The following is a 25,984-nucleotide window of genomic DNA, read 5'->3' as shown; positions in this document are numbered from 1 at the left end:
CTGACAACCGTTAAATCGCAGGCTGCCGCCCGGCAAATCGCGCCCTCATAATGGCCCCACAACAACAAATGGGGTTCACCCTGAGGCATGCAAGCGATGTACAAGGATCACATCATCAAGGCGCGTTTCACTGACAGTGTCATGTTCATGGGCGCCATCGCCGCTGTCATTTTCTGCATCACCCTCCTGTGTGGCGTTGGCGAAAGTCGGCTCTCACACCTGATGGGCCCCATCGTCCTCGATCTGGAATCGCCGTGGGCACGCAATATCGCGGTGGGCGGGACCTTCACCCTCACCGCCATGCTGAATCTGTTCATGCTCGGCCGCTTTCCGCTACGGGCGCAGATCATCACCGTCTGGTGCGAGCTGCTGGTGCTGTTCCTGCTGTTCTTCGACACGTTCAATCTGTCTTACAGCTTCATCGCCACCAAGGTCGGCTTCATGATCACTCAAGGGGTGTTCACCACCGTCTACGTGTCCGCCATTTCCATTGCCATCGCGTTCGTGCTGGCGCTGTTGGGTGCCACGGCCCGGCTGTCGTCCAACGGCTTCGCCATTGCCATCGCCAGTTTCTACACCTCGTTCTTTCGCGGCGTCCCGCTGCTGATTCAGATTTACCTGATCTACCTCGGCATCCCCCAGCTGGGCTATGTGGTCGGCGCAGTGCCCGCGGGGATTCTCGCGCTCTCGCTGTGCTACGGCGCCTACATGACAGAAATTTTCCGCGCGGGCATCAGCAGCATTTCCCGTGGGCAGTGGGAAGCCTCGCGGGCCATCGGCCTGACGCCGTTCCAGACCATGACCCGAGTGATCCTCCCGCAGTCCATGCGGCTGATCATCCCGCCGACCGGCAATCAGTTCATCTCGATGCTCAAGGACAGCTCGCTGGTATCGGTAATCGGGGTGTGGGAGCTGATGTTCCTCGCCCGCACCCAAGGCCGCGCCGAGTTCCGTCACCTGGAAATGCTCATCACCGCTGCCGTGCTGTATTGGCTGCTATCCATCGTGCTGGAAACGGTTCAGGCACGGATGGAAAAACACTTCAACCGCGCCCATCGCTGATCAGGAGCACGACAATGAATCAGCCCTCCGTTTCCCTCGCGTCGGCGGCGTATCCGGCTGTCTCGATCCAGGACATGCACAAGTGGTACGGCGACTTTCACGTGCTCAAGGGGATCGACCTGCACATCGCGGCCGGTGAAATCGTCGTGGTGTGCGGCCCTTCGGGCTCCGGCAAGTCCACGCTGATCCGCTGTCTTAATCTGTTGGAGGATTTCCAGAAAGGCCACGTGTTCATCGACGGCGTCGAGCTGACCCGCGATGCCACCTGCGTGGCGGGGATTCGTCGCCAGATCGGCATGGTGTTTCAGCAGTTCAACCTGTTCCCGCACATGACCGTGCTGGAAAACCTCATGCTCGGGCCGCGCCTCGTGAGCAAGCTCAGCGAATCGAAAGCCCGCGAACTGGCGTATGAATACCTCGACCGCGTGCGGATCAGGAACCAGGCCGATAAATACCCCGGCCAGCTCTCGGGCGGTCAACAACAGCGTGTGGCGATTGCCCGGGCCCTCTGCATGCGGCCGCGCATCATGCTGTTCGACGAGCCCACCTCGGCACTCGACCCGGAAATGGTCAAGGAGGTGCTGGACGTGATGGGCGAACTGGCCCAGGACGGCATCACGATGGTGTGCGTGACCCATGAAATGGGGTTCGCCCGTCGTGTGGCCGATCGCATCATCTTCATGGATCAGGGCGCGATCATCGAGCAGGCCCGCCCCACCGATTTTTTCGACAACCCTCAGCACCCGCGTGCCCGAGAGTTTCTATCGCAGATTCTCAGCCACTGAGAGGCTTCACCGCACCTTGCAACGTTCACCGAAAACAACAAAAACCATTTCGGACACCAGGAGCTTACCCATGATCCCGTTCACGCGTTTCTTCGCGACCGCTGCTGTCACCACTGTCGTCATGTTGGCCACCGGAGGCGCCTGGGCAGGCGCGACCCTCGACCGGGTTCACCAGACCAAGGTGATCAAGGTCGCCACGGCCGCTAACTGGCCACCCCAGTCTTTCCTCGGTCCGGACAACACACTGCAAGGCTTCGACATCGACGTGGCGAACGAAATCGGCAAACGCCTGGGCAGCAAGACCGAATTCGTGACTCCCGAATACGGGGTCATCACGGCCGGGCGCTGGTCGAACCGCTGGGACCTGTCCGTCGGTTCCATGACCCCGACCACCGAGCGCGGTCGCGTGCTGGATTTCCCGGCCATCTATTACTACACCCCGTACGTGTTCGCGGTGCACAAGGATGCTGCCGGCACCCAGGCTGCGGACCTGAACGGCAAGATCATTGGCGTGGAAGCGGGAACGACGTCCGAGGATTACATCAATCGCCGCCTGAAGATCGACGCGGCGGACGTGCCATCGTTCACCTACGACGTCACGCCCGGTGAAGTGAAAACCTATGGCGACAGCATGGGCCCGCTGGATGATCTGCGGATGGGCAATGGCGTCCGGCTGAATGCGACCTTGTCCGCCCTGCCCACCATCGTGGCGGCGGTCAAGAACGGCTATCCCATCGTGCGCGTGGAGGGCAAACCCGCTTACTACGAACCGCTGGCCATTGCCGTCGACAAGGGCGATGAAGCGTTCAACAGCGCGTTGACCAAGATCGTCGCCGACATGAAAGCCGACGGAACGCTGAAGCAGCTGTCCGAAAAATGGTACGGCGCCGACCTCACGCAAGTGCAATAACCCCCAACAGACCGTACAGGCGCCCGTCCTCGACGTGGCGTCCTGGACGCCTGCGCCCAGCAAAAAGGACAACGGTTTTCATGTTCACCTATAACAACAACTACTACACCGCGACGATGCAGGACACGCCCTCGCGGCCTGTGCTGTCAGGCAACGTGCGCGCCGATGTCTGCGTGGTCGGCGCAGGGCTGGCAGGGTTGAGCACGGCCTGGGCACTGCTGACACGAGGCAAGACCGTCGCGTTGCTCGACGCTGGCCGAGTGGCATGGGGCGCGTCAGGGCGCAATGGCGGCTTCGTGCTTCAGGGTTGGTCAGAAGGCATGTCGGCCATCGAACGACGCTGCGGGAAAACCACCGCTGCCGCGCTGTTCAAACTGTCGCTGGAAGGGGTCGATATCGTGCGTGAGACCATCGCCCGACACGCCCTGCCCGGCTGTTCACCCACGACGGGAAAGCTGAGCGTGATCCGCTACGACGATGCCGACAGCCTGCGGCGACTGCAGGACAAAATGGCCACGGACTTCGACTTTCATCTCGACTACCTGGATCGCGATGCGGTACGTGAACGGCTGAAAACCGACCGCTACTTTCAGGCACTTCGGGACACCCACGGTTTCCATTTTCACCCCTTGAATTATTGCCTCGGCCTGGCCGGGCTCATTGAACGCAGCGGCGGCGCGATTTACGAACAGTCGCCGATGGTCCGGGTCGAGCGCCGGGACGGCGGGCATCGGGTGATCACGGATAAAGGCAGCGTCGAATGCGGCGATGTGGTGTATTGCTGCGGCGGGTATGGCGGCCCCGAGTTCGGCAAGCTACGCGGCGCCTTTCTGCCCATCGCCACTTACGCGGTACTGACCGAACGCCTTGGGTCGGGGTTGGCGGCGGCCGTGAACACCCGCGATGCGGTGGGCGACAATCGCCGGGCCTCCGATTATTACCGGGTCGTGGATGGCGATCGTTTGCTCTGGGGTGGGCGCATCACCACCAAAAACCTGCAGGATGAAAAGCGCCTGGGGCAGTTGTTGACGGCCGATATTCTCGACGTCTACCCGCAGTTGAAAGGGGTGAAGATCGATAAAGCCTGGTCGGGGCTGATGGGCTATGCCCGGCACAAGATGCCTCACATCGCTTCATTGGGCACGGGGCTCTGGGCTTGTACCTCGTTCGGCGGCCATGGTATGAACACTGCGCCCATTGGCGGACGCGTGATCGCCGAAGCCATTTGCGGCGAAAGCGATCGCTACCGGTTGTTCGATGCGTACGGACTGCAATGGAACGGTGGTCCTCTCGGGCCCGCGGCGGCCCAAACGGTTTACGCCGGGCTGAAGATCATGGATTTCTTTCAGGAAACCCGGTCACAGCGCAAAGCGGTTTCTCACCCCTGAATCAGAGCAAGGCCAAGGACGTTTTCATGGATGCGCCTACCCCCGGTCCGCTGTTCAACCTGACCGACAAAGACCGACAACTGCTCAGCCTTTTGCAAGCCAATGCCCGGGAACCCACCGCCTCGTTGGCACGCAAGCTGGGCGTGTCGCGCTCGTCCGTGCAGGAGCGCATCACCCGTCTGGAAAAAGCCGGGGTCATTACCGGCTACAGCGTGCGCATCGACCAGGACCGTCTCCAACAGACCATCAACTGCTTCACCATGACCTCGTGCACCAACAAGAGCTACACCGATGTGATGACTTCCCTGCGCAAAATGGACGCGGTGCAGGCGGTGTACGCCGTGTCGGGGGAATCGGATTTCATCATTCATTTGGCCACCTCCACCCTGAGCGACCTCAACGCCGAGTTGATCCGGATCAACATGATCAAGGGTGTCGCGCATACGTCGTCTCACATCGTGATGGAAACCAAATTCAGCCGAAAACTGATGGAGTGAGCGAGCGGGAACGCGTTGTTTCATTCCGTCGCCCCACGGCGACGCAACGCAGCGGCGGCGATCTCATTGCCCTGCCCCATCACGATACTCAGCGCGGTTTCGCCCCGTGCGTCCTGATGGTTCAGATCGGCACCCTGTGCGATTAACACCGGCACGAAATCCAGACGCCCGAACAGCGCCGCGAAGGCCAGCGCGGTTTGGCCGCTGTTGTTGGTCTGATCGATGGCGCAACGATCAACCAGCAACTTCGCCATGGCCATTTCTCCCTTGAACAACGCGCCCATCAGCGCGGTATTGCCGTTGTGGTCGGGGATACAAGGGTCGGCGGTGGCGCCGAGCAACAACCTGACCTCGTCGGTCTGTCCGTGGTAGGTCGCCAACACCAGCGCGGTGTAACCCTCGCCACTCTGGCTGTTCACCGGAAAACCGGCGTCGATCAGCGCCTGGCTGATGTCGGTTCGCCCCGCACGGGCGGCGTCGAACCATTGCTGATCATAGATATGCGGATTCACCTGCACGGGGCGTTCCTCACTGACCAGGTGCTCGGGGGTCGAGGGCAGCCAGAAATCGGGCACAAGCAGGTGGCTGACGCGCAGTCCCACCCACGAAAGACCCGCCAACAGCACCAGTGCAGCAACAACGAAGCCGATTCGGCGACGGGAATAGGTGTGCATGGATCATCTCCTCAAGACCACCGCGTCATTACCCGACGCGATGGCCGTTCTCAACGCCGACTCAGTCTTCCAGGCGAGTTGCGAGTGACTTGACGCGCTCGACGTCGGCGTGGGTCGCCTTCGCCAACTGCCCGCCGTAACCGGCGTCCGCCTTATAGAAGTAGGAAAGCATCGTGTACTTGTTGGCCTCGTTGGTGACGTGGTTCAGGTCCGCGCTCAAGGCTTCGATCAGGAAGCCTTTGTCCTTCTCGGAAAGGCCCCGGTAGTACTCGCCGGCCTGGAAGAAGTTTCGAGGTTTTTGGGTCATGCGCTGCTGAGTAACCCCACTGACCGGCGTCGCTGCATCTTTATATTTAGGGTCCTGGCTGAGTTCCTTGATGCCCGACGGTTCGTAGTTGATCTCGCCCTGACGTCCACTCGCGTTCAAGGCACCGTCCTGGCTGTTATTGCTGACAGGTGTTTTCGGCGCGTTGATGGGAAGTTGCTGATAGTTGGCGCCGAGCCGATACATTTGGGTATCTGCATACGCGAACAAGCGTCCCTGAAGCATGCGGTCTTCGGATGCTTCAATTCCCGGCACCAAACGTGACGGTGCAAAGGCCGACTCTTCGGTGGATTCAAAATAATTGTCCGGAATTTTATTCAGCGTCAGCGTGCCGACTTTTCGATCCGGCACGCCGGTCCAGACTTTTGTGTCGTCGAGCGCATCGAAATCAAACTTGCCCAACTCCCCTGGCGTCAGCACTTGGACATAGAGATCCCATTTGGGAAAGTCACCTTTTTTGATGGCGCCATACAAATCATTAGTCATCAAGTTCCAGTCAGTCGCAATGGAACCACCGATGTGTTTGGGTTCAAAACCATGAACGCCCTGCCGGCTCTTCCAGGTAAACTTCACATAATGGGTCACGCCATCAGCGTTGATGAATTTGAATGCGTGTACCGCCGAGCCATCCATGTGACGATAGGAATCCGGCATGCCCTCGACGGTATAGAGGTGAGTCAACATATTGGTGGCTTCTGGCGTGTGCGCGAAGAAGTCAAACGCCAGGTTGGGATCTTGTACGCCAGTGACCGCGCTGGGTTTGTTGGCATGAACGAAGTCGGGAAATTTGATCGCATCGCGGATAAAAAAGATCGGCCAGTTAATGCCGACCATGTCCCAGTTACCTTGTGAGGTGTAGAACTTCACGGCAAAACCGCGGGGATCACGGGCTTGTTCGGGCGATCCCCGATACCCCATCACCGTGGAAAACCTGACGAATACGGGCGTTTTATTGCCCGGTTGAAAAACTTGCGCCACGGTCAGGTCATGCAGATCAGCAGTCGGCTCGAAGTCACCAAAGGCCCCCGTGCCCCTCGCATGAACGACGCGTTCGGGAATGCGCTCGCGATCAAACCGCTGCAGTTTTTCAATCAAGTGGGCGTCTTGAAGTAATACGGGACCGGCATCGCCTGCCGTTTGAGAGTTTTGATTGTCGCCGACAGGGGCACCACTGTCTCGCGTGAGTTGATCTGCATGAACGGCAGATGAAGCGGCAATGGCAACAGCGAGCACGGAGGCGCTCCAGAGAGAACGATTATGGCTCATGGAATTTATTTCCTCATTTATTATTAATAGCCTCCGAATACTGGTGAGTGTGGGAGTTGTCAGCCATTGGCTTTTAATCATCAGCCCCATATGGAAAAACAATGGAACACGCGCTTACCCCGCAAACAGGAATGGCTAACCGTGAAGCATCAGCTCTTCACTGCTCAGGACGATTAATTCTTAAAACACAAATACCCGAGAACTTCACCGTTCATCGTGTACATGATGAGCGGCGAATCTCAGGTAATGTGTGGCTGTAACGCGCGAAACAATCAAACGTGAACTTAACGCTTGGCGCTCATCTCGACTTTGAGTCGGGCGAATGCTTCATGTTGTCGATCCTCGGCTTTCGCGGCGGCCTTTTGCGCGTCTGACGGTGGTGCCAACAGCGAAGAAGACGGCGGTATCACCGTGCCTGCGCTGTCCAGTTTCAGAGGCTCTGATGAATCCGGCGTTGTCATGATCACCTTATTCATCTCGTTGGGGTTGATCGTGCGAAGTTGCACGATCCCCGAAGAAGAACTCACCGCACCCATCGTCATAAATACCTCCTCAGTCAATGAAAGCAGGCCCGTCATGCCTGCCTGGGTAAAGCAGCTCCATCAACCGGCGTATGCCAGAGTCAGTCGCTGCATGTCTGGTGCGCTCATCAGTTTGCCTTCCAGCAGCGTCATGAAGGCTTGGGTATAGGGCTGCGCCATGTGTTCGGCATGGGCCGCTTCCGAGGCAAAGTATTCAAAGAAACACAGATGCGTGGGGTCCTGCGCATAAGCAGTCTGATGAAACGCCACACAGCCCGGCTCTTTGAGCGTGTGTGCCAGCGTGACAGCAGCGGCTTCCAGCACCTCGGTCAGGTATTCAGGCTTGACCGTTGCGTTCACCAGCAGAATGTACGGGACGTCGCTCATACCTTTTTCCTCATGCTCACTGTGGGTTGAAATACACCGCATCAGGCAGTGACAGGCTGGACTTGATGAGTCGAGTGCCTTCGTCGACGAGCACTTCGAGCGCCCCGCCATTCACGCCCTCGAACACCACTTCAGCCACAACGCGGGGGTCGGTTTTCGGCACGTCGAAGCCTCTGACGAGGTCGGTGTCGACAAAGCCCACGTGCACGGCAACGACCTGAGTCTTCTGGCCAGTGAGTTCGAGGCGCAGCGCGTTGGTCACGCTCCAGGCGGCTGACTTGGACGCCGCGTAAGCAGCGAGCATCGGCCGACTCAACCACGTCACGTCCGACAACACGTTGACGATGGCACCGCCGCCATTGCGCGCGAGAATCGGGGCAAAGGCCTGGGCCGTGCGCACGATGCCGAAGGTGTTGGTGTCCATCATGCGCCGAGTCAGCTCAATCATGTTGGGCGCCAGGGCACTGTCCTGAATCTCGCCAATCCCCGCGTTGTTCACCAGTACCGTGGTGTCCTGACACTGTTCGGCGGCCGCCAGCACCGACGCTTCGTCGGTGACGTCGACCTTGACCGGAATGATGCCCGGCACGTCGAACCCTTCGGTGTTGCGCACACCGGCATAAACTTTCGAAGCCCCTTGGGCCAACGCTACTTTGGCAAGCGCAAGGCCCAGGCCACGGCTGGCGCCCGTTACAAACACTACGGATCCGGCGATATTCATTGGATGCTCCTGATGATTCAGAAACGCGAAGCAGCGGCTTCGCGAGGTTAGTGTGTAATTACACAGTAGAGAGTAAAAAAAAATCACAGCTCCGGTACGACCACCAATAACGACGCCCGAACCGTCACCGCTTGCTCCCGGCCCATTTCTGCTTCCAGCTCGGCTTGAGCGGCGTCCCAATCGGGCAGCGCCTCTTCGAATTTCGCCCTCCCGCCTTCGGAGAGAAACAGCCGCAAGGCCGACCGTGGCCCTTCCGTGCGGCTGAGGACGAATCCTGACATTTGCAGCGGTTTGAGGGCTCTTACCAACGTCGTGCGTTCCATGACCATGATCTCGGCCAGGTCCGAGATGGAGATTTCCGGGTGTTTGACGAGCATCGCCAACAACGAAAACTGCGAGATCGACAGATCGGTCCTGGCCAGATGTCGGTCATAGAGTCGAGTGAGGTACCTCGCATTGCGCCTGACGGCAAGGCAATGGCAGAGATCGGGGCCGGTAATTTCTTTCATGACGCCCATCATATGTGTATATGCACATCAGTCAACCCCTTTGTCTTCCGTGGCTCCAGGGCACTCGGCGCTCAATCTCCGAATAGACCTGATCCAGCGCCACAAAACGCTGATCGGCGTAGTAACGAGTCTTCATCCACTGGCCGTCCTCGGGATCGAAGCGGAACTCTTCGAACCCGTAAGAACCATCGGTGCGCACGAAAATATCGACACACCGATTGCGCTCGTCATTTTCAACGCTGTCCAGCACCGTCCATTCTGCCTTGGCCATCGACCATTTCCTGCTTAAAAATCATCGCCACTCAGGCCGTCTTGCCGCCGTTCACGCGCACGATCTCGCCGGTCATGAATGGCACGGCGCCCGAGGCGACGAACACGATCATGCGGGCGATTTCTTCCGGTGTGCCGATGCGTTTCATGGGCACGCCGTCAATCATGCGTTCTCTTCCCGCTTCGTCACCCGTGATGCGGTCGAACATCTCGGTTTGCACGGGGCCGGGTGCCACAGCATTGACCCGAATGCCAAACGGCGCGGCTTCCAGGGCCACCGATTTGGTGATCCCTTCCACCGCATGCTTGCTCCCCGCGTAAAGAGAAGCATTGGGCGCGCCCTTGATGCCCATGCTCGACGACAGGTTGACAATGCTGCCAAACCCTTGCGCCCGCATCACACGCATCTCGTGCTTCATCGACAGCAGCGTGCCGAGCACGTTGGCGGCGAACACTTGTTCGTATTCCGCTGAAGTGACCTCCAGGATGGACGCGAATTTCCCGTCCACGCCCGCGTTGTTGACGGCGGTGTCCAGTCGGCCAAACTCGGCGACGGTCACGTCCACGAGGCGTTCGATTTCGTTTTCATAACGGACATCGGCCCGCTGAAAGATCGCCTGCACGCCCTGCGCTTCCAGTTCCGCGAGCAACGCTTGCCCGGCTTCTTCGCGACGCCCCGAGATCACCACCCGGTAGCCCGCCTGCCCGAACGCAATGGCCGTCGCTCGACCAATACCCGCCAGCGCGCCTGTGATCAGCGCCACTGGCCCATCGTTGCTGTTGTTGACAGAGCTGCTCATAGGATTCTCCAGAGTTGATTCGCGGTGTCACGCCCACTCAACGGGCGCCAAACACGAGGTGCTCGAAAATGTCTGCGTGGCCTTGGGGCAGCGCTCGCCAGTATTGCGGCGGTGCCGTCACCTTGGCGCCCAGCTCGGCGGCCGCTCGCCATGGCCAGCGCGGGTCGTTGAGCATGGCGCGGGCGATGGCCACCAGATCGGCCTCGCCCGAGCGGATGATTTCATCGGCCTGGCGCGGTTCGGTGATCAGGCCGACGGCGGTGGAAACGAGCCCGGCTTCTTGCTTCACCCGAGCGGCAAACGGCAGCTGATAGCCGGGGGCTGGGGCGATTTTTTGCAGCGGGGAAATACCGCCCGACGACGACACCACCCAGTCCGCACCGTGTGCCTTCAGGGCGCGAGAAATGGTCACCGTCGCGTCGATGTCCAGCCCGCCTTCCACCCAATCGGAGGCCGACAGTTTCACACCCAGTGGGCGCTCGTCCGGCCAGGCGTCGCGCACGGCGTCGAAGACTTCCAGCAGAAAGCGCATGCGGTTTTCCAGCGAGCCGCCGTATTCGTCGGTGCGCTGATTAGAGATCGGCGACAAGAACTGGTGAATCAGGTAGCCATGGCCACCATGCAATTCCAACGCGTCCACGCCCAAGCGGGCCGCGCGCCGGGTAGCGGCGACGAAGGCTTCGCGAAGACGCACGATGTCGGCTTTTGTCAGCTCGACCGGCGCAGCTTCACCTTCTTTATGAGGAATCGCGGACGGTGCGACGGTCTCCCAACCACCCTCGGACACCGGGATGAGCTGCCCGCCGCGCCAAGGCTCATAACTCGACGCCTTGCGCCCGGCGTGAGCGAGTTGCAGGGCAACGGGGGTCCGCGAATGATCCCGGATCGCCTGAATGACCGTGCCGAGCGCCGCTTCAGTGTCATCGCTCCACAGTCCAAGGTCACCGGGAGTGATGCGCCCGTCAGGCTCGACCGCCGTGGACTCGATGGTCAACATGCCGGCGCCGGAAATGGCCAGTTGTGTGAGGTGAGCGACATGCCAAGAGTTCGCCAGGCCATCGGCCGCGCAATATTGGCACATGGGGGACACGACAATGCGGTTGGGCAACGTTAGGCCCCGCAGTTGCAAGGCTGAAAACAGACCGTTCATGTGAACCTCATCGATCAGAGTGGATGACCTTCAGCATGTCCGAAGCGTTGTTCGCAATAAACGGCGCGGCAGTCCGGTCACTTCGGCGTTTTTGTCTGTTATTCCTTTGCCGTCCAGCCCACGGGCCCATTGATGCATTGTTTAGCCCGAATGAATTCTGTTTACCGCGCCCCTCGATTTATCCCGGTTCATCGGCCCCGTATCGTCGGCCCACCTCTGCAGTGTTCCCCCATGTGGACACGGCAATGTTCTTCTCTCACTACGGGATACTCGATATGAAATTCGTCGTAACAGGCAGTGCTGGCAATGTCTCCAAACCTCTGACCGAACTGCTTCTGGCCGCGGGTCATGACGCGAGTGTGGTCAGCCGCAACGCTGACAACATCGCGGCGTTGGTCAAACAAGGCGCGAATGCCGCAATTGGCGACATGGAAGATGTGGCCTTTCTGAAAGACACGTTGAAGGGTGCAGACGGCGTGTACTTGATGCTGCCGCCGATGTGGAACTCGCAGGACCAGAAGCAACAAAGCATCGAATACGCCCATAACTTCAAGGCCGCCATTGAGGCCACCGGCGTTAAAAACGTGGTGTTCCTGAGCAGCTACGGCGCTGACCGCCAGACGGATGCCGGCCCCATCAGCGGCATGGGCCTGGCCGAAGATGTGCTGAATACACTGGGCTCCGGCGTGAACGTATTGAGCCTGCGCACAGGTTACTTCTACAGCAATCTGTTGCTGTCCATCGACCTGATCAAAAAGGCCGGGCACATGGGCAACATGTTCGCCATCCCGCAAGGCCGTTTCACGGTCGTCGACCCTGAAGACATTGCCCGTACCGCCGCAGCGGCGCTGGCCACCCAGAACTTCAAGGGCCACAGCTACCAGTACGTCATCAGCGATATCACCGGCACCGATGAAATTGCTGCACTGATCGGCAAGGAAATCGGCATCCCGGATCTGAAATGGGAGAAGTTCGAGAAAGAAGACTTCCGCCAAGTGCTGTTGGGCTACGGGTTCGCCAAGGGCGCGGCGAACGACTACGTCGAGATGTTCGACACGTTGGACAAAGGGCTGTTGTTCGAACACTTCTTCGAAACGAAAGCGCCGTTTGGTGGCACGTCCATTGAAGCCTTTGCCAAGCGTTTCGCCGCCATTTACAAAAGCCGCTGATGGGGAGGCGACAACGTGATCAAGATCAGCGTGATGTACCCCTCCGGACGCGGGATTCATTTCAATCATCGTTATTACCGCGACGTGCACCTGCCGTTGGTGAAAAGGCGGTTGGGAAATCACCTGATCTCCTACAGCATCGACAAGGGGCTGTCAGGAATAGAACCGGACAGCGCGCCCTTATACGTCGGCCTGTGCCATCTGTATTGTGAATCCGTCGAAGCGTTTCAAGCCGGTATTGCGCCCCACGGCGAGGAACTGGAAAACGACATCGCCAACTTCACCAATGCATCGCCGGCGTATCAGATCAGCGAAGTCGTGGACGTGGACTGATGTTTCATTCCACCAACAGCGGATGGTGTTCAAACAGCTCGGCGATCCAATCGACAAACACCCTGACCGTCGGTGCAAGGTGTCTGTTTTGCGGGTAGACGACTGAAATCGGCAAAGGCGGTGGAACGTAGGTGTTCAATACTTCCACCAGCTCCCCGGACGCCAGATAAGGCGCCGCCATGAACCGCGGCGCCTGAATGATCCCCAACCCTCTCAAACAGGACTGCATCCAGACGTCGGTGTCGTTCACGGCCAGGTTGCCCTGCAACAGCGTTTCGACGACCTGGTCTGCGACGGTAAAACTGAAGTTCATCAGCTTGCCGTGGCGCCCCCAGAAAAAATTGATCGCGACGTGGGTCTTGAGCTCGTCCAGCGCCGTGGGCATGCCGTGTCGTGCGAGGTAATCAGGACTGGCCACCGTGACCGGTCGATAGAAGCCAATGCGCCGCGCCACCATGTTCGATGTCGGCAGTTCACCCACGCGAATCACGCAATCGACGCTGTCCTGAATCAGGTCCACCGGCTTGTCGCCAAAGCCTGCCATCAGCTCGATGTCGGGGTAGCGCTGGTGGAAGGCATAAAGGTCCGGCAGTACCAACAGCTTGCCCAGAGACGTCGGCATGTCGATGCGCAACGTGCCGCGCGGCGTGTCCGCTTTTGCGACCAGCGCGTGTTCCGCCTCTTCGATGTCCGCCAGAATTCGTACGCAACGCTGGTAATACGCCGCCCCGTCCGGCGTCAGTCCGAGGCTGCGGGTGGTGCGCTGCAACAGCCGAATCTTCAAGTGGGCTTCGAGCTGTTGAATGACGATGGTGGCCGACGCCTTGGGGATGTGCAGCGTGTCAGCCGCCCGCGTGAAGCTGTTGGATTCCACCACGCGGGTGAACACTTTCATGGCGAAAAACAGGTCCATCGGCGGGCCTCCAGCGATGTGGCGAGAAAGCCCACAGGGTAGGCAATCGACGTGCCGGGAAAAACCGGCCACGCCTCCGAACACAGTGGACAAAAAGGCTGAAATCCCCCCGCAGGCTGGTGCCCTCGCTACACGGGCTTTGGCTCTGCTCCTTTGCCATTAAAGCTTTTTTGTCCGAAATGTTCGGATATCCGGCCTGTTTTTCCCCTGCCCTGCGCTCCCTAGACTTCGAAGCCTGTCCCGTGAATCTCTGGAGTCTGTCATGCGCCCTACTGCTTCCCCTATCCGCGTCGGCCTGGTCGGTATTGGCAACTGGGCCATGCACGGTCACGTTCGCGTGCTCTCGCTGTTGCCTCAATATGAAATCACTGCCGTTTACAGCCAACGTCTGGACAGTGCGCAAGTCGCCGCTGCCCACCTGGGCATTCCCCATGTAGCCGAATCCCTGGACGAGCTGGTCAATCACCCCGACGTCGATCTGGTGGTGGTCCTGACGATTGCCCCTCAACACGAAGAGGCGGTACGCGCCGCCATCGCGGCTGGCAAGAACGTCTATTGCGAATGGCCGTTGACCACCAGCACCGCGGTCTCGCAAGAGCTGGCCTGCCTGGCGAAGCAAGCGGGTGTGCGCACCATCGTCGGTTTGCAGCGCCGTCACGCGCCGCACAACCGTTACCTGCAAGACCTGCTGCAACAGGGCTACGTTGGCAAAGTGCGCTCGGTGCGCATCCACGTCAGCATGAATTACTTCCAGGCGCTGCGCCCGAACGCCCTGCGCTGGACCGTACCGGTGGAGAACTTCTCCAGCGTGGTGTCGATCTACGCCGGCCATTTCCTCGACATGCTGTTCACCGCCATGGGCTGGCCGGTCAACGTCAGCGCGCTGGCGGTCAACCAATTCGACGTCGTCACCATCAAGGAAACCGGTGAGCAATTGAGCGGCACCGCGCCAGACCAACTGGTTCTCGCCGGGCAACTGGAGGACGGCGCCCTGCTCTCGGTTCACATCGAAGGCGGCAAACGCAATGGCTCGGGGGTGCAGATCGAAATCACCGGTCACGAAGGTGACTTGCGCATCACCAACGTTTCGGCGTTCGGCGGGGTGGGCGAGGACTATGTGATCGAAGGCGCCCACGGCGATCACCTGCCGCTGGAGGTGTTGCCGATCCCCGCCAGCTACTCGCGCCTTCCAACGGCTGAAAACCTGCCGTCCTCGGTGCTCGAACTCGCCGAGCTGTACCACGTGTACGCCCAGGACCTTGCCGAGGGCACCCACGCCGCCGCGACGTTCGACGACGCCGTGCGCATGCACAAGCTGCTCGACGGCGTGCTGGCCTCGTCGCAAACCGGCCGCCGCTCCCTGCTCGCCCTTTGAATCCTGATCACTGATTGCCAAGCCCATTTCTGGAGATACAACCATGGCCTCTTCACCATTGAAGCTGTTATCGGACGCCGTTGTCGGCCCCCATCGCCTCAGCCATCGCGTGGTGCACGCGCCCATGACCCGACTGCGCGCAGACCGCGACGACAGCCCGAGCCGTATGATGCTGCGCTACTACGAGCAACGCGCCTCGCAAGGCGGCCTGTTGATCGTCGAATCAACCCACCCCTCGGTGGACAGCCGGGGTTACCTCGGTGCGCCGGGCATTTACACCGACGCCCATCGCGACGCCTGGAAACCCATCGTCGAGGCTGTGCACGCCAAGGGCGGCGTCGTGTTCTTGCAACTCGGCCATGACGGCCGTCAGTCCCACAGCGACTTGAGCAACGGCAAGCCGCCGATTGCGCCCTCGGTCGTGCCGTTCGAGACCAACGCCTTCACTCAGGACGGTTGGGTGCCAGCTTCGCCTCACCGCGCTGTCGAAAAAGACGAGTTGCCCGCGCTGATCGAAAGCTATCGAGAAAGCGCCCAACGTGCGCTGGATGCGGGCTTCGATGGCGTCGAGCTGCACAATGCCAACGGCTATCTGCTGGACACCTTTCTGCAGGACGGTACCAACAAGCGCACAGACGAATACGGAGGCTCCCTCGAAAACCGCGTGCGCTTCCCGTTGCAGGTGCTCGACGCGCTGGTGTCGGTCTGGGGTGCGGACCGGGTCGGCGTGCGCGTGTCGCCGAGCGGCCAATGGGGCTCGATTTCTGACAGTAACCCGGAAGCCACTTTCGAGTATTTCGTGCGGCGACTGAATGCATACGGCCTGGCGTACCTGCACGTCATCGAACCGCGCATCAAGGGCACCGATGAAATCGAGCCTGACCGTCCACCCGTGGCGGCTGCCTTTCTGCGACCGTTTTTCGACGGTCCGATCATCGCAGCGGGCGGCTTCGATCGCGGCGGTGCCGAAGCCATTCTGCAATCCGGGGCGGCAGATCTGGTGGCCTTCGGTCGTCACTTCAGCGCCAACCCGGACCTGCCCGAACGCCTGCGCCACGACTGGCCGCTCACACCTTACGTGCGTGATGCGTTCTGGGGCGGCACGGCCCAGGACTACAACGACTTTCCCGAATACGCCGCTGAACAAACCCCGCGCTGACCGCTGCGTCATCAGCGCTTCACTGTCAGGAGGATCACACCGATGAATACCCCGTCGATTTCACTCGTGCCCTTGTATTGGCTGGCATTGGGCACCTTCGCCGTCGGCACCGAGAGTTTCATGCTCGCGGGGCTGTTGCCGGACATTGCCGCCGACCTGGCGACGACCGTCGTCGCCGCCGGACAACTGGTGACGGTCTTTGCGCTGGCGTATGCCTTCAGCTCGCCGATCCTTACGGCGTTGACGGGCCGGTTCAGCCGCCGAACGCTGATGATTTTCACGATGATTGGCTTCACCCTCGCCAACCTGATTGCCTTCGTGGCCCCCAATTATTGGGTGCTGATGTTCGCCCGAGTGTTGCTGGCGTTCACAGCAGGGCTGTTCGTGCCGGGGGCCAATGCGCTGGCCGGTGCGATTGCCGGTCCCGACAAACGGGGCACGGCGCTGGCCATCGTCAACGGCGGCATCACCCTCGCCGTCGCGTTCGGGGTGCCGCTGGGCGCCATCGTCGGGGAACACCTCGGCTGGCGGATGACCTTCGCCGGGGTGGCGGCGCTGTCCGCACTGGCCAGTCTTGGCCTGATCATCGGGCTGCCTGCGGCCATCGGTCAGGGCTTGCCGGTGGCTTCACTGCGCGACCGACTCGACACGGCCCGCCGTCCGGTCATTCTGCTCAGCCTGTGGGTGACCACGCTCTGGGCGACGGGTGCGTACACCGTTTACACCTACCTGGCGTTGTTCATCACCGACACGACGCGGTTGGTTGGCGCGCAAGTCGGGTACGTGTTCTTCGCCTGGGGTGTCGCGGCGGGCGTGGGTGTGATCGTCGGCGGCAAGCTGGTGGATCGCCTCGGCGCGCGCCGGGTCATCCCCTATTGCCTGACGGCGATGATCGCTTCGTTCGTGATCCTTTCCCTGAGCGTCGACACGTTTTCTGCCGATCAGGCGCTGGTCCCGGTCGTGGTCGGGGTGCTGGTATGGGGCGTTGCCCACTGGTCGTTTTACCCGGCGCAGCAAGCGGGCCTGATCGGCATCGCCGGTCTCAAAGGAACGCCCATCGCGCTGTCCCTCAACGCCTCATTCATGTACCTGGGTTTTTCACTGGGCGCCGCCCTCGGTTCGCTGACACTGAGTTTTGCCTCGGTGACCGCACTGGGCTGGGTCGCGGCGGCCTGTGAGTTGTCCGGTCTGATGCTGCACCTGCTGATCCGGCGAAAAATGTCGAGCAGTGCAGCCCTGGTGTGTGCCGTCTGAGGCACACACCTTTCCCGTCATCGCCCTCTCCCGAGGGCACCGTTGTTTCCTACGCTGTCTTTCCCTGGAGATTCCCATGCCTCGCATCATCCATTTCACCGAATACGGCAGCCCTGACGTGCTGCGGTATCAAACCATCGAAACCCCGACACCGGCCGCGACCGAAGTGCTGTTCCGGGTTCATGCCATCGGCTTGAACCGCGCTGAATCCATGTGGCGGCAAGGCAGTTACGTTGAGCCGGTCCACCTCCCCGCCCGTCTGGGCTACGAATCTGCCGGAGTCGTCATCGCCGTCGGTGCCGACGTCAAACACGTCGCGGTCGGTGAACGGGTCAGCACCGTCCCGTCTTTCTCGCTGAACGATTACGGCATGTACGGCGAAGAAGTCCTGGCGCCCGCCCACGCCGTGGTCAAACTGCCGGAATCAGTGTCGTACGAACAGGCCACGGCCATCTGGAACGTGTTCATCACGCCCTATGGCGCACTGATCGAAAACGACCTGCTCAAAGCGGGCGACGTCGTGCTCGTACCGGCCGCGTCCAGCTCCGTAGGCCTCGGCACCTTGCAAGTGGTGCGGGCGGCGGGCGGCATTCCGGTCGCACTGACCCGCACCCGCGCCAAGCGCGAACAACTGCTGGCAGCCGGTGCGAGCCACGTGATCGTGACCGACGAAGAAGACCTGGTGGACGCGGTCAACCGCATCACCGAGGGTCGCGGCGCCGACATCGTGTTCGAGCCTGTCGGCGGCGCCACCTTCCCGAAACTGTTGGAGGCTTTGCGCGTCGGCGGAACCATGTTCATCTACGGAGCCTTGAGCGAAGACATCACGCCTTTGCCGCTGCTGACGGTCATCGCCAAGACCCCGGTGATTCGCGGCTACAACCTGTTTGGCACCACCACCGACCCGGAGCGTCAACGCAAGGCCACCGAGTACGTGTTCGCGGGGTTGAAGTCCGGCGCGCTGCACACCGTCATCGCCAAGACCTTCACCTTCGACGAGATGATCGAGGCGCACCGTGAGCTGGAAAAGAACCTGCACCTTGGCCGTATCGTGGTGACTGTGAACTGAAGCGACGTCTCGCCTCCCCCCTCAACGCCCGATGCTTGCCATCGGGCTTTTTATTGGGCGTTGTGCCAGACAGACCGCAGACACCGGATTTGCGACTGCTCCGCAGCCGATCGCGAGCAAGCTTGCTCCTACGCCCTTCGGGCAGAAGCGGGTCGCGTCGAAGTCGAGTTCGCATCTGGCCGCGGGCCGTGCCCACAAAAAAGCCGACAGCGAAGGATCGCTGTCGGCTCGATTGCACCGCTTGGCTGTCACACCACGGCGGCTGCTTCGTAGAACGGGTAATCGATGTAGCCGACTTCCGTGCCGCCGAAGAAGGTCGGACGGTCGTAGGCGTTCAGTGGCCGTTTGAGACGCAGTCTTTCCGGCAGGTCCGGGTTGGCGATGAAGTGGCGACCGAACGCCACCAGGTCCGCATCGCCCGCCCGAATGATCGCTTCGGCGCCTTCGCCGTCGAAACCGCCTGCCGCGATGATCACGCCCGGGAAATGCTTGCGGATCATCTGTGCCGCAACAGGCGCCGGGTCAGCGTTTTCATCTTCCACGTTGCCCAGGATGCGCGGCTCGATCAGGTGCAGATACGCCAGGTTCAGCGGCGCCAGTTGCTGGGCGACGTAAGTGAACAGCCCTTCCGGATCGGCATCGCCCATGTCGCCCCAAGTGCCGCTTGGGCCAAGGCGCACGGCCACGCGGTTCGAACCCCAGACCGAGATCAGCGCGTTCGTCACTTCCAGCAGAAACCGCGCACGGTTTTCGAACGACCCGCCGTAGTTGTCGGTGCGTTTGTTGCTGTTGTCCTGAAGGAATTGATCCACCAGATAACCGTTGGCGCCGTGCAGTTCGACGCCGTCAAAACCGGCTTTCACGCCACGCTCGGCGGCGGTGCGGAAGCTCTCGACCAGTTCAGCGATTTCCTCGACGGTCAGCGCGCGGTTCGGGGTGTTCGGCACCCAGCCTTTCTGGGTGTAAGCGACCCCGCCGTGGGGCACTTCCGACGGCCCGACCGGGATGCTGCCGTGGGGCTGCACTTCGCTGTTGGACTGGCGACCGGCGTGGTAGAGCTGCAGGAAGATTTTTGCGCCCTTGGCGTGGACGGCGTCGGTGACCTGTTTCCAGCCGGCGATCTGGCTGTCATCGAACAGGCCTGGCGCGCCGAGATAGCCGTTGCCGTTGGGCGCCGCGATGGTCGCTTCGCCAATGAGAAAGCCGCCCTCGGAAGCGCGCTGTGCGTAGTACTCAGCCATCAAGGCGCCGGGACGGGCGCCCTCTTCGGCACGCATGCGGGTCAGGGGTGCCAGCACGACACGGTGGGAAAACGTGAAGGGGCCGACGGTGACCGGGGTATGGAGCTTGGACATGATTGCCTCGTTCGGATAGGGAAAAGACGCTTGCCCGCCCGAAAGCCAACGCTTCCAGGCCTGGGCACTGGCGGCTAGTACAAGGCTTTTCCCGAACGAGATAAACAGCCCAACCGTCACAACAATTCGGACTATTCGGCTGTAATCCCCTTTCGTCGCGTCAGGGCTGCTCTACCGTCGCGATGTGCTGTTTGAAATAGTCGATAAACACCCGCAGCTTCGGCGTGGCGTTGCGGCTCGACGGCCACAGCATCCACAGCGAGCCTCGATGATCAGTGAATTCCGGCAGCACGCGTTCAAGCTTGCCATCGCGCAGCGCCTGAATCGTCGAGAAGTCTGCCAGACACGCAATCCCCAGCCCTTCCAGCGCCATGTGGGTCAGCGCGTCGGTGGTGGTGCAGGCGATGACCCGGCCGAGTTCCGGGTCGCTGTCCGCGTCCGGATCGCGTACCGGCCAGCGCTCAAGAGAACCGCTGGCAGGGAATTTATGCAGCAGGCACGCATGATTGCGCAGTTGATCCGGGTGGGTCGGTCGGCCCCGGCGGGCGAGATACTCCGGCGACGCCACCAGTTCGAGTTTGTATTCGCCCAGCTTGCGCGCCATCAGTCGTGAGTCCGACGGCTGCCCGGTGCGCACCACGGCATCGAAGCCTTCTTCGATCACGTCCACCATGCGGTCGGACAGGTCCACGTCCAGCTCGATCTGCGGGTAGGCCGCCATGAAGCCGGTGAGCAATGGAAAGATCAGCGTGTTCTGCAACGGCACACTGATGCGCAACTTGCCCCGCGGCTCGTCCGCCAACTGCGACAGTTCGATTTCCGCCTGCTCAGCCTCCTGAATGATGCGTTTGCAACGCTCCAGAAACAGTTCGCCCTCGGCGGTCAGGGTGACGCTGCGGGTGCTGCGGTGAAACAGCCGCACACCCAGGCGCTCTTCCATGCGCGACACACTCTTGCCCACCGCCGAAGATGAAATCTCCATCAAACGGGCGGCTTCGGTAAAGCTCCGGGTTTCCGCGACCTGCACGAAGGCCATGATGCCGCTGAGGCTGTCCAGCATGGTGAGGGGTTCTCGTGTGAGTGAAGAGATGACATGGCGCCATGTTATGCCCATATCCGGATCGATGGAGCGTCCGCATTGCGGAAATCGATGCCATCGACCGTCAGCCTCAAGCCTTCGCCAGCACCTCGATCAGAAATTCGGTGAACATCCGCACCTTGCTGGACGGCACGCGGCCTTTCAGGAAGACCGCGTGGACGTCCACCGCGTCCAGGCGGTAATCCGGAAGAAGTCGGACGAGTGAGCCGTCCGCGAGAAAGGCGCGGCACATCCATTTCTACGCGATGATGATGCCTAATCCTGCGACTCCGCTGGCCAGGGTCGCTTCCAACGACGTCACCCGGATTCTGGAGCGGACGGGAACGGGAAAATGCCTGGCCATTGGCGGTTAACGACCAGCGCTTGCTCGCCGAACCACCTGGCTCTGCCACGCACGTCAGCTCCGAGCACGCACTGCCGCCCGGTAGCGTTCTTAATCCTCTCCTGCCAGGCTCGCGATATCTGACGCCAGCGTCTCCAGCGTCGGCCTCATGATCAAAGGCGCGGGCGCCCCGTCGGGAGCCGTCAAACCGATCCGGTTGTGCCAGATGGTCGGCAGGCCGACCTTTTCCGTGCCAAACAGATCGTAGGCAGAACCCGCCACGAAGACCGCGTTGGTGGGGGCGACGCCCGCCACTTCCAGCGCAAGCCGATACGGCGCCGGGTCGGGTTTATAGAAACCGGCCTGTTCCGACGTGATGATCACGTCAAACGGCACGTCCAGCAGGTCCGCTGCCATCCGGCCCAGCCTCTCCGAACAGTTCGTCACGATCCCCAGCTTGTAACGCGTCTGGAGCTGGGCCAACACCGCCTTGGCTTCTGGCCACGGCTGCAACTCCCCCCAACGCGCCTCTAGACTCAACGCGGCCTGCGGCCCCAAACCGACCTCTATGGCAGCCTCTTCAACCAGCGTTTCATAAGGCCTGTAGCTGCCACAGCCGTAGGTCGCTTTCAAATAGGCCATACGCCACGTCCGCCCCCTTCCCGCAGAACCGGCCACGGTATTCCACAAGGTCCAGGAATCCAGCAAGGCGGTCAGCAAATCAAACAACACCAGCTCAACCGGCGCTGAGGGCTGGAGAGGTTGTAGGCGTGGATCAAGGATCGTATTCATGGCAGGGATTCCTGTGCAGGGTTGATGAGTTCAGCGATGGCCGTGATTTCCACCAAGGCACCGTAGTGAAGTTCACCGCACGGAATGATCGCCCGTGCGGGTTTGTGGTCGCCCAGCAACCGTGCGTAGTGCTGGTTTACGGTGGTCCAGTGCGCGACATCCGAGAGGAAGATGTGCACGTTTACCAGACTCGCCAAGGTGGCATTCGCCGCAACCAGTACCGCTTCGACGTTTGCCATGGCTTGAAGGAATTGAGCGTCGATGCCTTCCGCAAACGTGCCCGACGCAGGATCGAAAGGCAGTTGCCCGGAAACGAATAACAGGTTTCCCGCGACGACCCCTTGCGAGTAGTGCCCGCCCGGCGCAGGCAGTTGCGATGACGTGACCGTTTTCATTGATGTTCTCCCTTCATGCATTGGAAAGAGGTTCGATGGGCGCACCCACTGGCCGCCCGACAGGCGACGGTACTGGCTCGGTTTCGGCGCCACGGTCACCCTCCCATTTCGCCACTGACGCCGTGGCGATGCTGTTGCCCAGCACATTGATCGCGGTACGGCCCATGTCGAAGAACGGATCGATGCCCAGGAGCAGCAACAAACCGGAGGCTGGCAAGCCCAACGAAGGCAACGAGGCTGCGACCACCACCAGAGAAGCACGGGGAACGCCAGCCATGCCTTTGCTGGTCAAGAGCATCACGAGCAGCACCCCGACCTGCTGGGTGAACGTCATGTCGATATGAAACGCCTGGGCGATGAAAATGACGGCAAAGGCTTGATAAAGCATCGCGCCGTCCAGATTGAACGAATACCCCAACGGCAGCACGAACCCGGACACCCGACGCGACACCCCGAAACGCTGCAATTGCTCGATGGTCTTGGGGAATGTCGCCTCACTGCTGGACGTCGAAAAGCCGATCAGCAGCGGATCACGAATCAGCCTCAAGAGGTGAAAAACCCGAGGTCCCAGAATCACCCGCCCTGCCCCGATCAACAGCAATGCCAGCAGAAACAGCGCGAAGTAATAGCCGCCCAACAATTTTCCGTAGGTCGCCAACACGCCGAGCCCACGGGTCGTGACGATGGAACACAGCGCGGCCCCGACGCCCAGGGGTGCCAACCACATGATGTAACCCGTGAGCTTCAACATGATGTCAAAGACCGCATCCGTCAGTTCCAAGACCCTGACTTTCAACGGCCCGCCAACCGCCGCCGTGGCAACACCGAACAGCAATGCAAAGAGCACAATCTGCAAAATATCGTTGCTGGCCATCGCACTGATCACGCTCTGCGGAACGATGTTTGTGATGAAGGACTTGAGGTTGAAAGGCGCAACGTTGATGCCTGAACTCTCCGCCGCTACGGGCAGGTGACTCGCCATCTCGCCGCCCAGATCAAGCAGATTGCACGCCAGGATGCCGATCAGCAGGGAGATGAACGACGCGCACAGAAACCAGGCCAGCGCACGCAGCCCCATACGGCCAATGGCGTGTGTGTCCTGCAAGTTGGCCACCCCCGACACCAGGCCACAAAAGACCAACGGCGCGATGATCATTTTGATCGCTCGCAAGAACAGGTCCGTCAGTATCGACAAGTACTGGGACACCACGATCTGTGCGGTGGACTCACTCAAAACGGGGTGCAGAAAACCGCCAATGGCGGCGCCCAGCAGCATCCCGATCACGATCCAGACTGAAAGATTTTTCATAGGTTTAACGCCCTTACTGTTATGAGATTAATAGGCGGCAGTGAGAAGAAAAGGCTGTTCACCAACCCGCGATGCGGGGCCAGTAACCGAGGCGGCGTCCCTCGCTCAGGACGTGATAGCCAGCATGCTGCGCGGCGGTGGCGCACGCATGATTGGGCAGGATGCGCAGCTGTGTGCCCACCGGCAGAGCGGTGAAGTTGTCGAGATGCCCCGAGCAAGACGAAATGATGCCGTGCTCCTGATTCGCGGCCGTCACGATCAGGTCGCCCAACGGCTGGCCTGACACATCGCAGACGACGCCATAACCTTGATCCACAGGATGTTTGGCCGTGCCACGGTCGCGAGACAGCGCCATCCAGCCTGCATCGATCAGGACCCAGCCTTTCTCCGGCTGATGACCGATGACGGTCGCAAGCACCGAGACGGCAATATCCTGCACCCTGCAAACCCCCAGCCCGGCCATCACCAGATCGAAGAACGCAAACACCCCTGCGCGCACTTCGGTGACCCCGCTCAGACCCTGAGTGAACAGTGCCGTGGGCGTCGAGCCCACACTGACCACGGAAAGCTCGAATCCGGCGTCGCGCAACCGCTGGGCCGCTTCCACCACCGCGTCGCGCTCTTGTCGGGCGAAGGCTTCGATCTCGGCAATTGATCGGCTGTCATAAGAATTGCCCGCGTGGGTCATCACGCCGCCCACCGTCACGCCGCTGCCTTCGAGCACGCGTGCAATCTCGACCAGCACAGGGGAGTCCGGCGGGATGCCTGAACGGTGCCCGTCGCAATCGATCTCCAACAGCACATTGAACCGCTGCACGCTTGAGCGGGCGTAATCCGCCAGGAGCCGCGCGCTTTCCAAATTGTCCAGCACCAGCTTCAGGTCTGCCCCTTGCGCCAGCAACCCTGCCGCGTGCTCAAATTTGTTGGGCGCGATACCGACGCCATACAAGATGTCGGTGAAGCCTGCGGCGAAGAACACATCCGCCTCACGCAACGTAGAGACGGTGATGGGCCCTTTGCCGTCAGCGAAGAAACGCTGGGTGACCTCAAGGCATTTATTGGTTTTGACGTGGGGTCTCAAGGTGACGTTGTGGGGCGCCAATGCGCTGCGCATGCGCAAGATGTTGGCGTCGAGTCGTTCACGGTCCAGTAACAGCAAGGGCGTTTCAGGTAGTTCAGCCATAGGTTCTCTCCGGTAATGGCGCTATTCTAAGCCGTCAAAACCGTCGTGAACGTTAATCTCATTAACTCTATGATTCAGTAATTCTTAATGACAGACGCCCTTGAAATTCGCTTTTTGTTGGTGATTCGTGAAAGCAAAAGCCTGTTGGAGGCCTCCCGAAAACTGGGCCTGACGCCATCTGCCGTTAGTCAGCGCCTTCAGCAGATGGAGAAGAAACTCGACGTACGATTGGTGGACCGTTCCGCCCGTCAACTGCGCTTCACCGACGAAGGCGAACTCTTGTGCGTGCGGGGCGCCGAGCTGCTTGAGCAGTTCGATACCCTGCTGGAAGACTTGCACGAACGACGCCGGGGATTTGTCGGAAAACTGAAAATCAACGCCCCTTTCGGCTTTGGCAGAGCGTACGTAGCACCGTCGGTTGCCGCGTTCAAACAGCTGCACCCGGAAGTCGAGATCGCCTTGACCCTGTCGGATCAGCCCATGCTGGAAGCGGCTGATCGCTTCGACGTGGTCATCCATATCGGCCAGCTTGGCGTGTCCAACCTGGTCTGTCGTACGCTGGCCCCGAACCGCCGCTTCGTCTGCGCCTCCCCCGCTTTCCTCGCCAGTCACGGCCCTGTCGAAAGCCCCGAACACCTGACTCAACTGCCCTGCATCGCCCTGCGGGAAAACAACGAAGACGTCACGCTCTGGCATTTCACCCGAGGGCGAAACACCCAGAGCGTGCGCATCCAGCCGTCCCTGAGCAGCAACGACGGCCATGTGATCCGGCAATGGGGGTGTGAGGGGCTCGGCGTCATCCTCCGCTCAGAATGGGATGTGGCCGATGCCTTGAAAGACGGTTCGCTCGTGCGCTTGCTGCCGGGATGGAAACTGCCCGATGCCGACGTCGTGGCGCTGACCCATCAGCGAGAGGGACTGCCGGAGCGGACGCGCAACTTCATGCGTTTCCTTCAAGAATCGTTTCGGCCCAGTCCGCCTTGGCGGTAAGG

At 60.6% G+C, this 25,984-nt stretch carries 29 protein-coding genes; 12 read left to right on the top strand and 17 right to left on the bottom strand.

Features of this window, described 5'->3' with window-relative positions:
- Positions 1 to 96: 96 nt before the first annotated feature.
- The 5 genes from ACWKWE_RS00790 to ACWKWE_RS00770 all read left to right on the top strand — a co-directional run bounded on the left by ACWKWE_RS00790 (position 97) and on the right by ACWKWE_RS00770 (position 4,642).
- Positions 97 to 1,062, top strand: coding sequence for an amino acid ABC transporter permease (locus tag ACWKWE_RS00790; RefSeq protein ID WP_483849290.1), 966 nt, complete (start codon positions 97 to 99; stop codon positions 1,060 to 1,062).
- 14 nt (positions 1,063 to 1,076) lie between these two features.
- A complete protein-coding gene (locus tag ACWKWE_RS00785; protein WP_483849289.1) occupies positions 1,077 to 1,847 on the top strand; it encodes an amino acid ABC transporter ATP-binding protein in 771 nt (256 codons plus the stop codon).
- 70 nt (positions 1,848 to 1,917) lie between these two features.
- A complete protein-coding gene (locus ACWKWE_RS00780; RefSeq protein WP_483849288.1) occupies positions 1,918 to 2,757 on the top strand; it encodes a transporter substrate-binding domain-containing protein in 840 nt (279 codons plus the stop codon).
- An 80-nt stretch (positions 2,758 to 2,837) separates the two neighbouring features.
- Positions 2,838 to 4,145 carry an NAD(P)/FAD-dependent oxidoreductase gene (locus ACWKWE_RS00775; RefSeq protein WP_483849287.1) on the top strand — a complete coding sequence of 436 codons (1,308 nt, stop codon included), beginning with the start codon at positions 2,838 to 2,840 and terminating at the stop codon, positions 4,143 to 4,145.
- Between the two features lie 26 nt (positions 4,146 to 4,171).
- A complete protein-coding gene (locus ACWKWE_RS00770) occupies positions 4,172 to 4,642 on the top strand; it encodes an Lrp/AsnC family transcriptional regulator (protein WP_166595394.1) in 471 nt (156 codons plus the stop codon).
- 20 nt (positions 4,643 to 4,662) lie between these two features.
- Here ACWKWE_RS00770 and ACWKWE_RS00765 read toward each other — a convergent pair whose 3' ends face one another.
- From ACWKWE_RS00765 to ACWKWE_RS00725, 9 genes are all read right to left on the bottom strand, one after another.
- Complete coding sequence (locus tag ACWKWE_RS00765) at positions 4,663 to 5,316, bottom strand: ankyrin repeat domain-containing protein (RefSeq protein WP_166595393.1); 654 nt, start codon at positions 5,314 to 5,316, stop codon at positions 4,663 to 4,665.
- 61 nt (positions 5,317 to 5,377) lie between these two features.
- Positions 5,378 to 6,907, bottom strand: a complete 1,530-nt coding sequence (locus tag ACWKWE_RS00760) for a catalase (protein WP_483849286.1) — start codon at positions 6,905 to 6,907, stop codon at positions 5,378 to 5,380.
- Positions 6,908 to 7,191: 284 nt separating this feature from the next.
- The gene (locus ACWKWE_RS00755) at positions 7,192 to 7,485 is read right to left on the bottom strand and encodes a hypothetical protein (protein ID WP_483849285.1); all 294 of its coding nucleotides are present in this window, start codon (positions 7,483 to 7,485) and stop codon (positions 7,192 to 7,194) included.
- A 24-nt stretch (positions 7,486 to 7,509) separates the two neighbouring features.
- Positions 7,510 to 7,815: a putative quinol monooxygenase gene (locus ACWKWE_RS00750; RefSeq protein ID WP_483849284.1), complete on the bottom strand. Its 306-nt coding sequence runs from the start codon at positions 7,813 to 7,815 to the stop codon at positions 7,510 to 7,512.
- Between the two features lie 16 nt (positions 7,816 to 7,831).
- A complete protein-coding gene (locus ACWKWE_RS00745) occupies positions 7,832 to 8,536 on the bottom strand; it encodes an SDR family oxidoreductase (RefSeq protein ID WP_483849283.1) in 705 nt (234 codons plus the stop codon).
- A gap of 83 nt (positions 8,537 to 8,619) precedes the next feature.
- Positions 8,620 to 9,045 (bottom strand): MarR family winged helix-turn-helix transcriptional regulator, encoded by a 426-nt coding sequence (locus ACWKWE_RS00740; RefSeq protein ID WP_483849282.1) that lies wholly within the window; start codon positions 9,043 to 9,045, stop codon positions 8,620 to 8,622.
- Positions 9,046 to 9,076: 31 nt separating this feature from the next.
- Positions 9,077 to 9,316 (bottom strand): hypothetical protein, encoded by a 240-nt coding sequence (locus ACWKWE_RS00735; protein WP_341964181.1) that lies wholly within the window; start codon positions 9,314 to 9,316, stop codon positions 9,077 to 9,079.
- 31 nt (positions 9,317 to 9,347) lie between these two features.
- Complete coding sequence (locus tag ACWKWE_RS00730) at positions 9,348 to 10,115, bottom strand: SDR family NAD(P)-dependent oxidoreductase (protein WP_166595386.1); 768 nt, start codon at positions 10,113 to 10,115, stop codon at positions 9,348 to 9,350.
- 37 nt (positions 10,116 to 10,152) lie between these two features.
- The gene (locus tag ACWKWE_RS00725; RefSeq protein ID WP_483849281.1) at positions 10,153 to 11,265 is read right to left on the bottom strand and encodes an NADH:flavin oxidoreductase/NADH oxidase; all 1,113 of its coding nucleotides are present in this window, start codon (positions 11,263 to 11,265) and stop codon (positions 10,153 to 10,155) included.
- Between the two features lie 275 nt (positions 11,266 to 11,540).
- On the opposite strand from ACWKWE_RS00725, the gene ACWKWE_RS00720 reads away from it, so the two are divergent.
- Together ACWKWE_RS00720 and ACWKWE_RS00715 are read left to right on the top strand one after the other, a co-directional pair.
- On the top strand, positions 11,541 to 12,434 hold the full coding sequence (locus ACWKWE_RS00720; RefSeq protein ID WP_483849280.1) for an NmrA family NAD(P)-binding protein: 894 nt from the start codon (positions 11,541 to 11,543) through the stop codon (positions 12,432 to 12,434).
- Positions 12,435 to 12,449: 15 nt separating this feature from the next.
- Positions 12,450 to 12,767, top strand: coding sequence for an EthD family reductase (locus ACWKWE_RS00715; RefSeq protein ID WP_483849279.1), 318 nt, complete (start codon positions 12,450 to 12,452; stop codon positions 12,765 to 12,767).
- A gap of 4 nt (positions 12,768 to 12,771) precedes the next feature.
- On the opposite strand, the gene ACWKWE_RS00710 is transcribed toward ACWKWE_RS00715, so the two are convergent.
- Positions 12,772 to 13,680 carry a LysR family transcriptional regulator gene (locus ACWKWE_RS00710; protein WP_483849278.1) on the bottom strand — a complete coding sequence of 303 codons (909 nt, stop codon included), beginning with the start codon at positions 13,678 to 13,680 and terminating at the stop codon, positions 12,772 to 12,774.
- A 262-nt stretch (positions 13,681 to 13,942) separates the two neighbouring features.
- Here ACWKWE_RS00710 and ACWKWE_RS00705 point away from each other — a divergent pair, with 262 nt between their 5' ends.
- From ACWKWE_RS00705 to ACWKWE_RS00690, 4 genes are all read left to right on the top strand, one after another.
- Positions 13,943 to 15,055, top strand: a complete 1,113-nt coding sequence (locus tag ACWKWE_RS00705; RefSeq protein ID WP_166595381.1) for a Gfo/Idh/MocA family protein — start codon at positions 13,943 to 13,945, stop codon at positions 15,053 to 15,055.
- Between the two features lie 43 nt (positions 15,056 to 15,098).
- Positions 15,099 to 16,214: an alkene reductase gene (locus ACWKWE_RS00700; protein WP_483849277.1), complete on the top strand. Its 1,116-nt coding sequence runs from the start codon at positions 15,099 to 15,101 to the stop codon at positions 16,212 to 16,214.
- 42 nt (positions 16,215 to 16,256) lie between these two features.
- The gene (locus ACWKWE_RS00695) at positions 16,257 to 17,468 is read left to right on the top strand and encodes an MFS transporter (RefSeq protein ID WP_166595379.1); all 1,212 of its coding nucleotides are present in this window, start codon (positions 16,257 to 16,259) and stop codon (positions 17,466 to 17,468) included.
- Between the two features lie 76 nt (positions 17,469 to 17,544).
- A complete protein-coding gene (locus ACWKWE_RS00690) occupies positions 17,545 to 18,537 on the top strand; it encodes a zinc-dependent alcohol dehydrogenase family protein (protein ID WP_483849276.1) in 993 nt (330 codons plus the stop codon).
- 248 nt (positions 18,538 to 18,785) lie between these two features.
- Here the strand turns inward: ACWKWE_RS00690 and ACWKWE_RS00685 are convergent, their stop codons facing one another.
- The 7 genes from ACWKWE_RS00685 to ACWKWE_RS00655 all read right to left on the bottom strand — a co-directional run bounded on the left by ACWKWE_RS00685 (position 18,786) and on the right by ACWKWE_RS00655 (position 24,992).
- Positions 18,786 to 19,892 carry an alkene reductase gene (locus tag ACWKWE_RS00685; RefSeq protein ID WP_483849275.1) on the bottom strand — a complete coding sequence of 369 codons (1,107 nt, stop codon included), beginning with the start codon at positions 19,890 to 19,892 and terminating at the stop codon, positions 18,786 to 18,788.
- A gap of 160 nt (positions 19,893 to 20,052) precedes the next feature.
- Entirely contained in the window at positions 20,053 to 20,949 is an 897-nt protein-coding gene (locus ACWKWE_RS00680; RefSeq protein WP_166595555.1) for a LysR family transcriptional regulator, read from the bottom strand.
- Positions 20,950 to 21,061: 112 nt separating this feature from the next.
- Positions 21,062 to 21,223 carry a hypothetical protein gene (locus ACWKWE_RS00675; RefSeq protein ID WP_483849274.1) on the bottom strand — a complete coding sequence of 54 codons (162 nt, stop codon included), beginning with the start codon at positions 21,221 to 21,223 and terminating at the stop codon, positions 21,062 to 21,064.
- Positions 21,224 to 21,424: 201 nt separating this feature from the next.
- Positions 21,425 to 22,105 (bottom strand): HAD-IA family hydrolase, encoded by a 681-nt coding sequence (locus ACWKWE_RS00670; RefSeq protein ID WP_483849273.1) that lies wholly within the window; start codon positions 22,103 to 22,105, stop codon positions 21,425 to 21,427.
- Positions 22,102 to 22,500: a RidA family protein gene (locus tag ACWKWE_RS00665; protein ID WP_483849272.1), complete on the bottom strand. Its 399-nt coding sequence runs from the start codon at positions 22,498 to 22,500 to the stop codon at positions 22,102 to 22,104. The genes ACWKWE_RS00670 and ACWKWE_RS00665 overlap by 4 nt, the downstream gene beginning before the upstream one ends.
- Before the next feature lie 13 nt (positions 22,501 to 22,513).
- Positions 22,514 to 23,809, bottom strand: a complete 1,296-nt coding sequence (locus ACWKWE_RS00660; protein ID WP_483849271.1) for a dicarboxylate/amino acid:cation symporter — start codon at positions 23,807 to 23,809, stop codon at positions 22,514 to 22,516.
- Between the two features lie 58 nt (positions 23,810 to 23,867).
- Positions 23,868 to 24,992 (bottom strand): alanine racemase, encoded by a 1,125-nt coding sequence (locus ACWKWE_RS00655; protein WP_483849270.1) that lies wholly within the window; start codon positions 24,990 to 24,992, stop codon positions 23,868 to 23,870.
- A gap of 87 nt (positions 24,993 to 25,079) precedes the next feature.
- On the opposite strand from ACWKWE_RS00655, the gene ACWKWE_RS00650 reads away from it, so the two are divergent.
- Positions 25,080 to 25,982 (top strand): LysR family transcriptional regulator, encoded by a 903-nt coding sequence (locus ACWKWE_RS00650; RefSeq protein ID WP_483849269.1) that lies wholly within the window; start codon positions 25,080 to 25,082, stop codon positions 25,980 to 25,982.
- The last annotated feature ends 2 nt before the right edge of the window (positions 25,983 to 25,984 follow it).

The organism is Pseudomonas salicis, from assembly GCF_057128705.1.
This window is presented reverse-complemented; position numbering and strand designations above follow the sequence as displayed.

Excerpts from the sequence above, each read along its gene's own strand:
- ACWKWE_RS00755 (WP_483849285.1), bottom strand. The coding sequence starts at position 7,485 with ATGACGGGCCTGCTTTCATTGACTGAGGAGGTATTTATGACGATGGGT.
- ACWKWE_RS00750 (WP_483849284.1), bottom strand. The coding sequence starts at position 7,815 with ATGAGCGACGTCCCGTACATTCTGCTGGTGAACGCAACGGTCAAGCCT.
- ACWKWE_RS00765 (WP_166595393.1), bottom strand. The coding sequence starts at position 5,316 with ATGCACACCTATTCCCGTCGCCGAATCGGCTTCGTTGTTGCTGCACTG.
- ACWKWE_RS00735 (WP_341964181.1), bottom strand. The coding sequence starts at position 9,316 with ATGGCCAAGGCAGAATGGACGGTGCTGGACAGCGTTGAAAATGACGAG.
- ACWKWE_RS00665 (WP_483849272.1), bottom strand. The coding sequence starts at position 22,500 with ATGAAAACGGTCACGTCATCGCAACTGCCTGCGCCGGGCGGGCACTAC.
- ACWKWE_RS00775 (WP_483849287.1), top strand. The coding sequence starts at position 2,838 with ATGTTCACCTATAACAACAACTACTACACCGCGACGATGCAGGACACG.
- ACWKWE_RS00790 (WP_483849290.1), top strand. The coding sequence starts at position 97 with ATGTACAAGGATCACATCATCAAGGCGCGTTTCACTGACAGTGTCATG.
- ACWKWE_RS00720 (WP_483849280.1), top strand. The coding sequence starts at position 11,541 with ATGAAATTCGTCGTAACAGGCAGTGCTGGCAATGTCTCCAAACCTCTG.
- ACWKWE_RS00690 (WP_483849276.1), top strand. The coding sequence starts at position 17,545 with ATGCCTCGCATCATCCATTTCACCGAATACGGCAGCCCTGACGTGCTG.
- ACWKWE_RS00770 (WP_166595394.1), top strand. The coding sequence starts at position 4,172 with ATGGATGCGCCTACCCCCGGTCCGCTGTTCAACCTGACCGACAAAGAC.
- ACWKWE_RS00660 (WP_483849271.1), bottom strand. The coding sequence starts at position 23,809 with ATGAAAAATCTTTCAGTCTGGATCGTGATCGGGATGCTGCTGGGCGCC.
- ACWKWE_RS00710 (WP_483849278.1), bottom strand. The coding sequence starts at position 13,680 with ATGGACCTGTTTTTCGCCATGAAAGTGTTCACCCGCGTGGTGGAATCC.
- ACWKWE_RS00685 (WP_483849275.1), bottom strand. The coding sequence starts at position 19,892 with ATGTCCAAGCTCCATACCCCGGTCACCGTCGGCCCCTTCACGTTTTCC.
- ACWKWE_RS00785 (WP_483849289.1), top strand. The coding sequence starts at position 1,077 with ATGAATCAGCCCTCCGTTTCCCTCGCGTCGGCGGCGTATCCGGCTGTC.
- ACWKWE_RS00670 (WP_483849273.1), bottom strand. The coding sequence starts at position 22,105 with ATGAATACGATCCTTGATCCACGCCTACAACCTCTCCAGCCCTCAGCG.
- ACWKWE_RS00655 (WP_483849270.1), bottom strand. The coding sequence starts at position 24,992 with ATGGCTGAACTACCTGAAACGCCCTTGCTGTTACTGGACCGTGAACGA.
- ACWKWE_RS00745 (WP_483849283.1), bottom strand. The coding sequence starts at position 8,536 with ATGAATATCGCCGGATCCGTAGTGTTTGTAACGGGCGCCAGCCGTGGC.
- ACWKWE_RS00650 (WP_483849269.1), top strand. The coding sequence starts at position 25,080 with ATGACAGACGCCCTTGAAATTCGCTTTTTGTTGGTGATTCGTGAAAGC.
- ACWKWE_RS00725 (WP_483849281.1), bottom strand. The coding sequence starts at position 11,265 with ATGAACGGTCTGTTTTCAGCCTTGCAACTGCGGGGCCTAACGTTGCCC.
- ACWKWE_RS00760 (WP_483849286.1), bottom strand. The coding sequence starts at position 6,907 with ATGAGCCATAATCGTTCTCTCTGGAGCGCCTCCGTGCTCGCTGTTGCC.
- ACWKWE_RS00675 (WP_483849274.1), bottom strand. The coding sequence starts at position 21,223 with ATGTGCCGCGCCTTTCTCGCGGACGGCTCACTCGTCCGACTTCTTCCG.
- ACWKWE_RS00705 (WP_166595381.1), top strand. The coding sequence starts at position 13,943 with ATGCGCCCTACTGCTTCCCCTATCCGCGTCGGCCTGGTCGGTATTGGC.
- ACWKWE_RS00700 (WP_483849277.1), top strand. The coding sequence starts at position 15,099 with ATGGCCTCTTCACCATTGAAGCTGTTATCGGACGCCGTTGTCGGCCCC.
- ACWKWE_RS00730 (WP_166595386.1), bottom strand. The coding sequence starts at position 10,115 with ATGAGCAGCTCTGTCAACAACAGCAACGATGGGCCAGTGGCGCTGATC.
- ACWKWE_RS00740 (WP_483849282.1), bottom strand. The coding sequence starts at position 9,045 with ATGAAAGAAATTACCGGCCCCGATCTCTGCCATTGCCTTGCCGTCAGG.
- ACWKWE_RS00695 (WP_166595379.1), top strand. The coding sequence starts at position 16,257 with ATGAATACCCCGTCGATTTCACTCGTGCCCTTGTATTGGCTGGCATTG.
- ACWKWE_RS00780 (WP_483849288.1), top strand. The coding sequence starts at position 1,918 with ATGATCCCGTTCACGCGTTTCTTCGCGACCGCTGCTGTCACCACTGTC.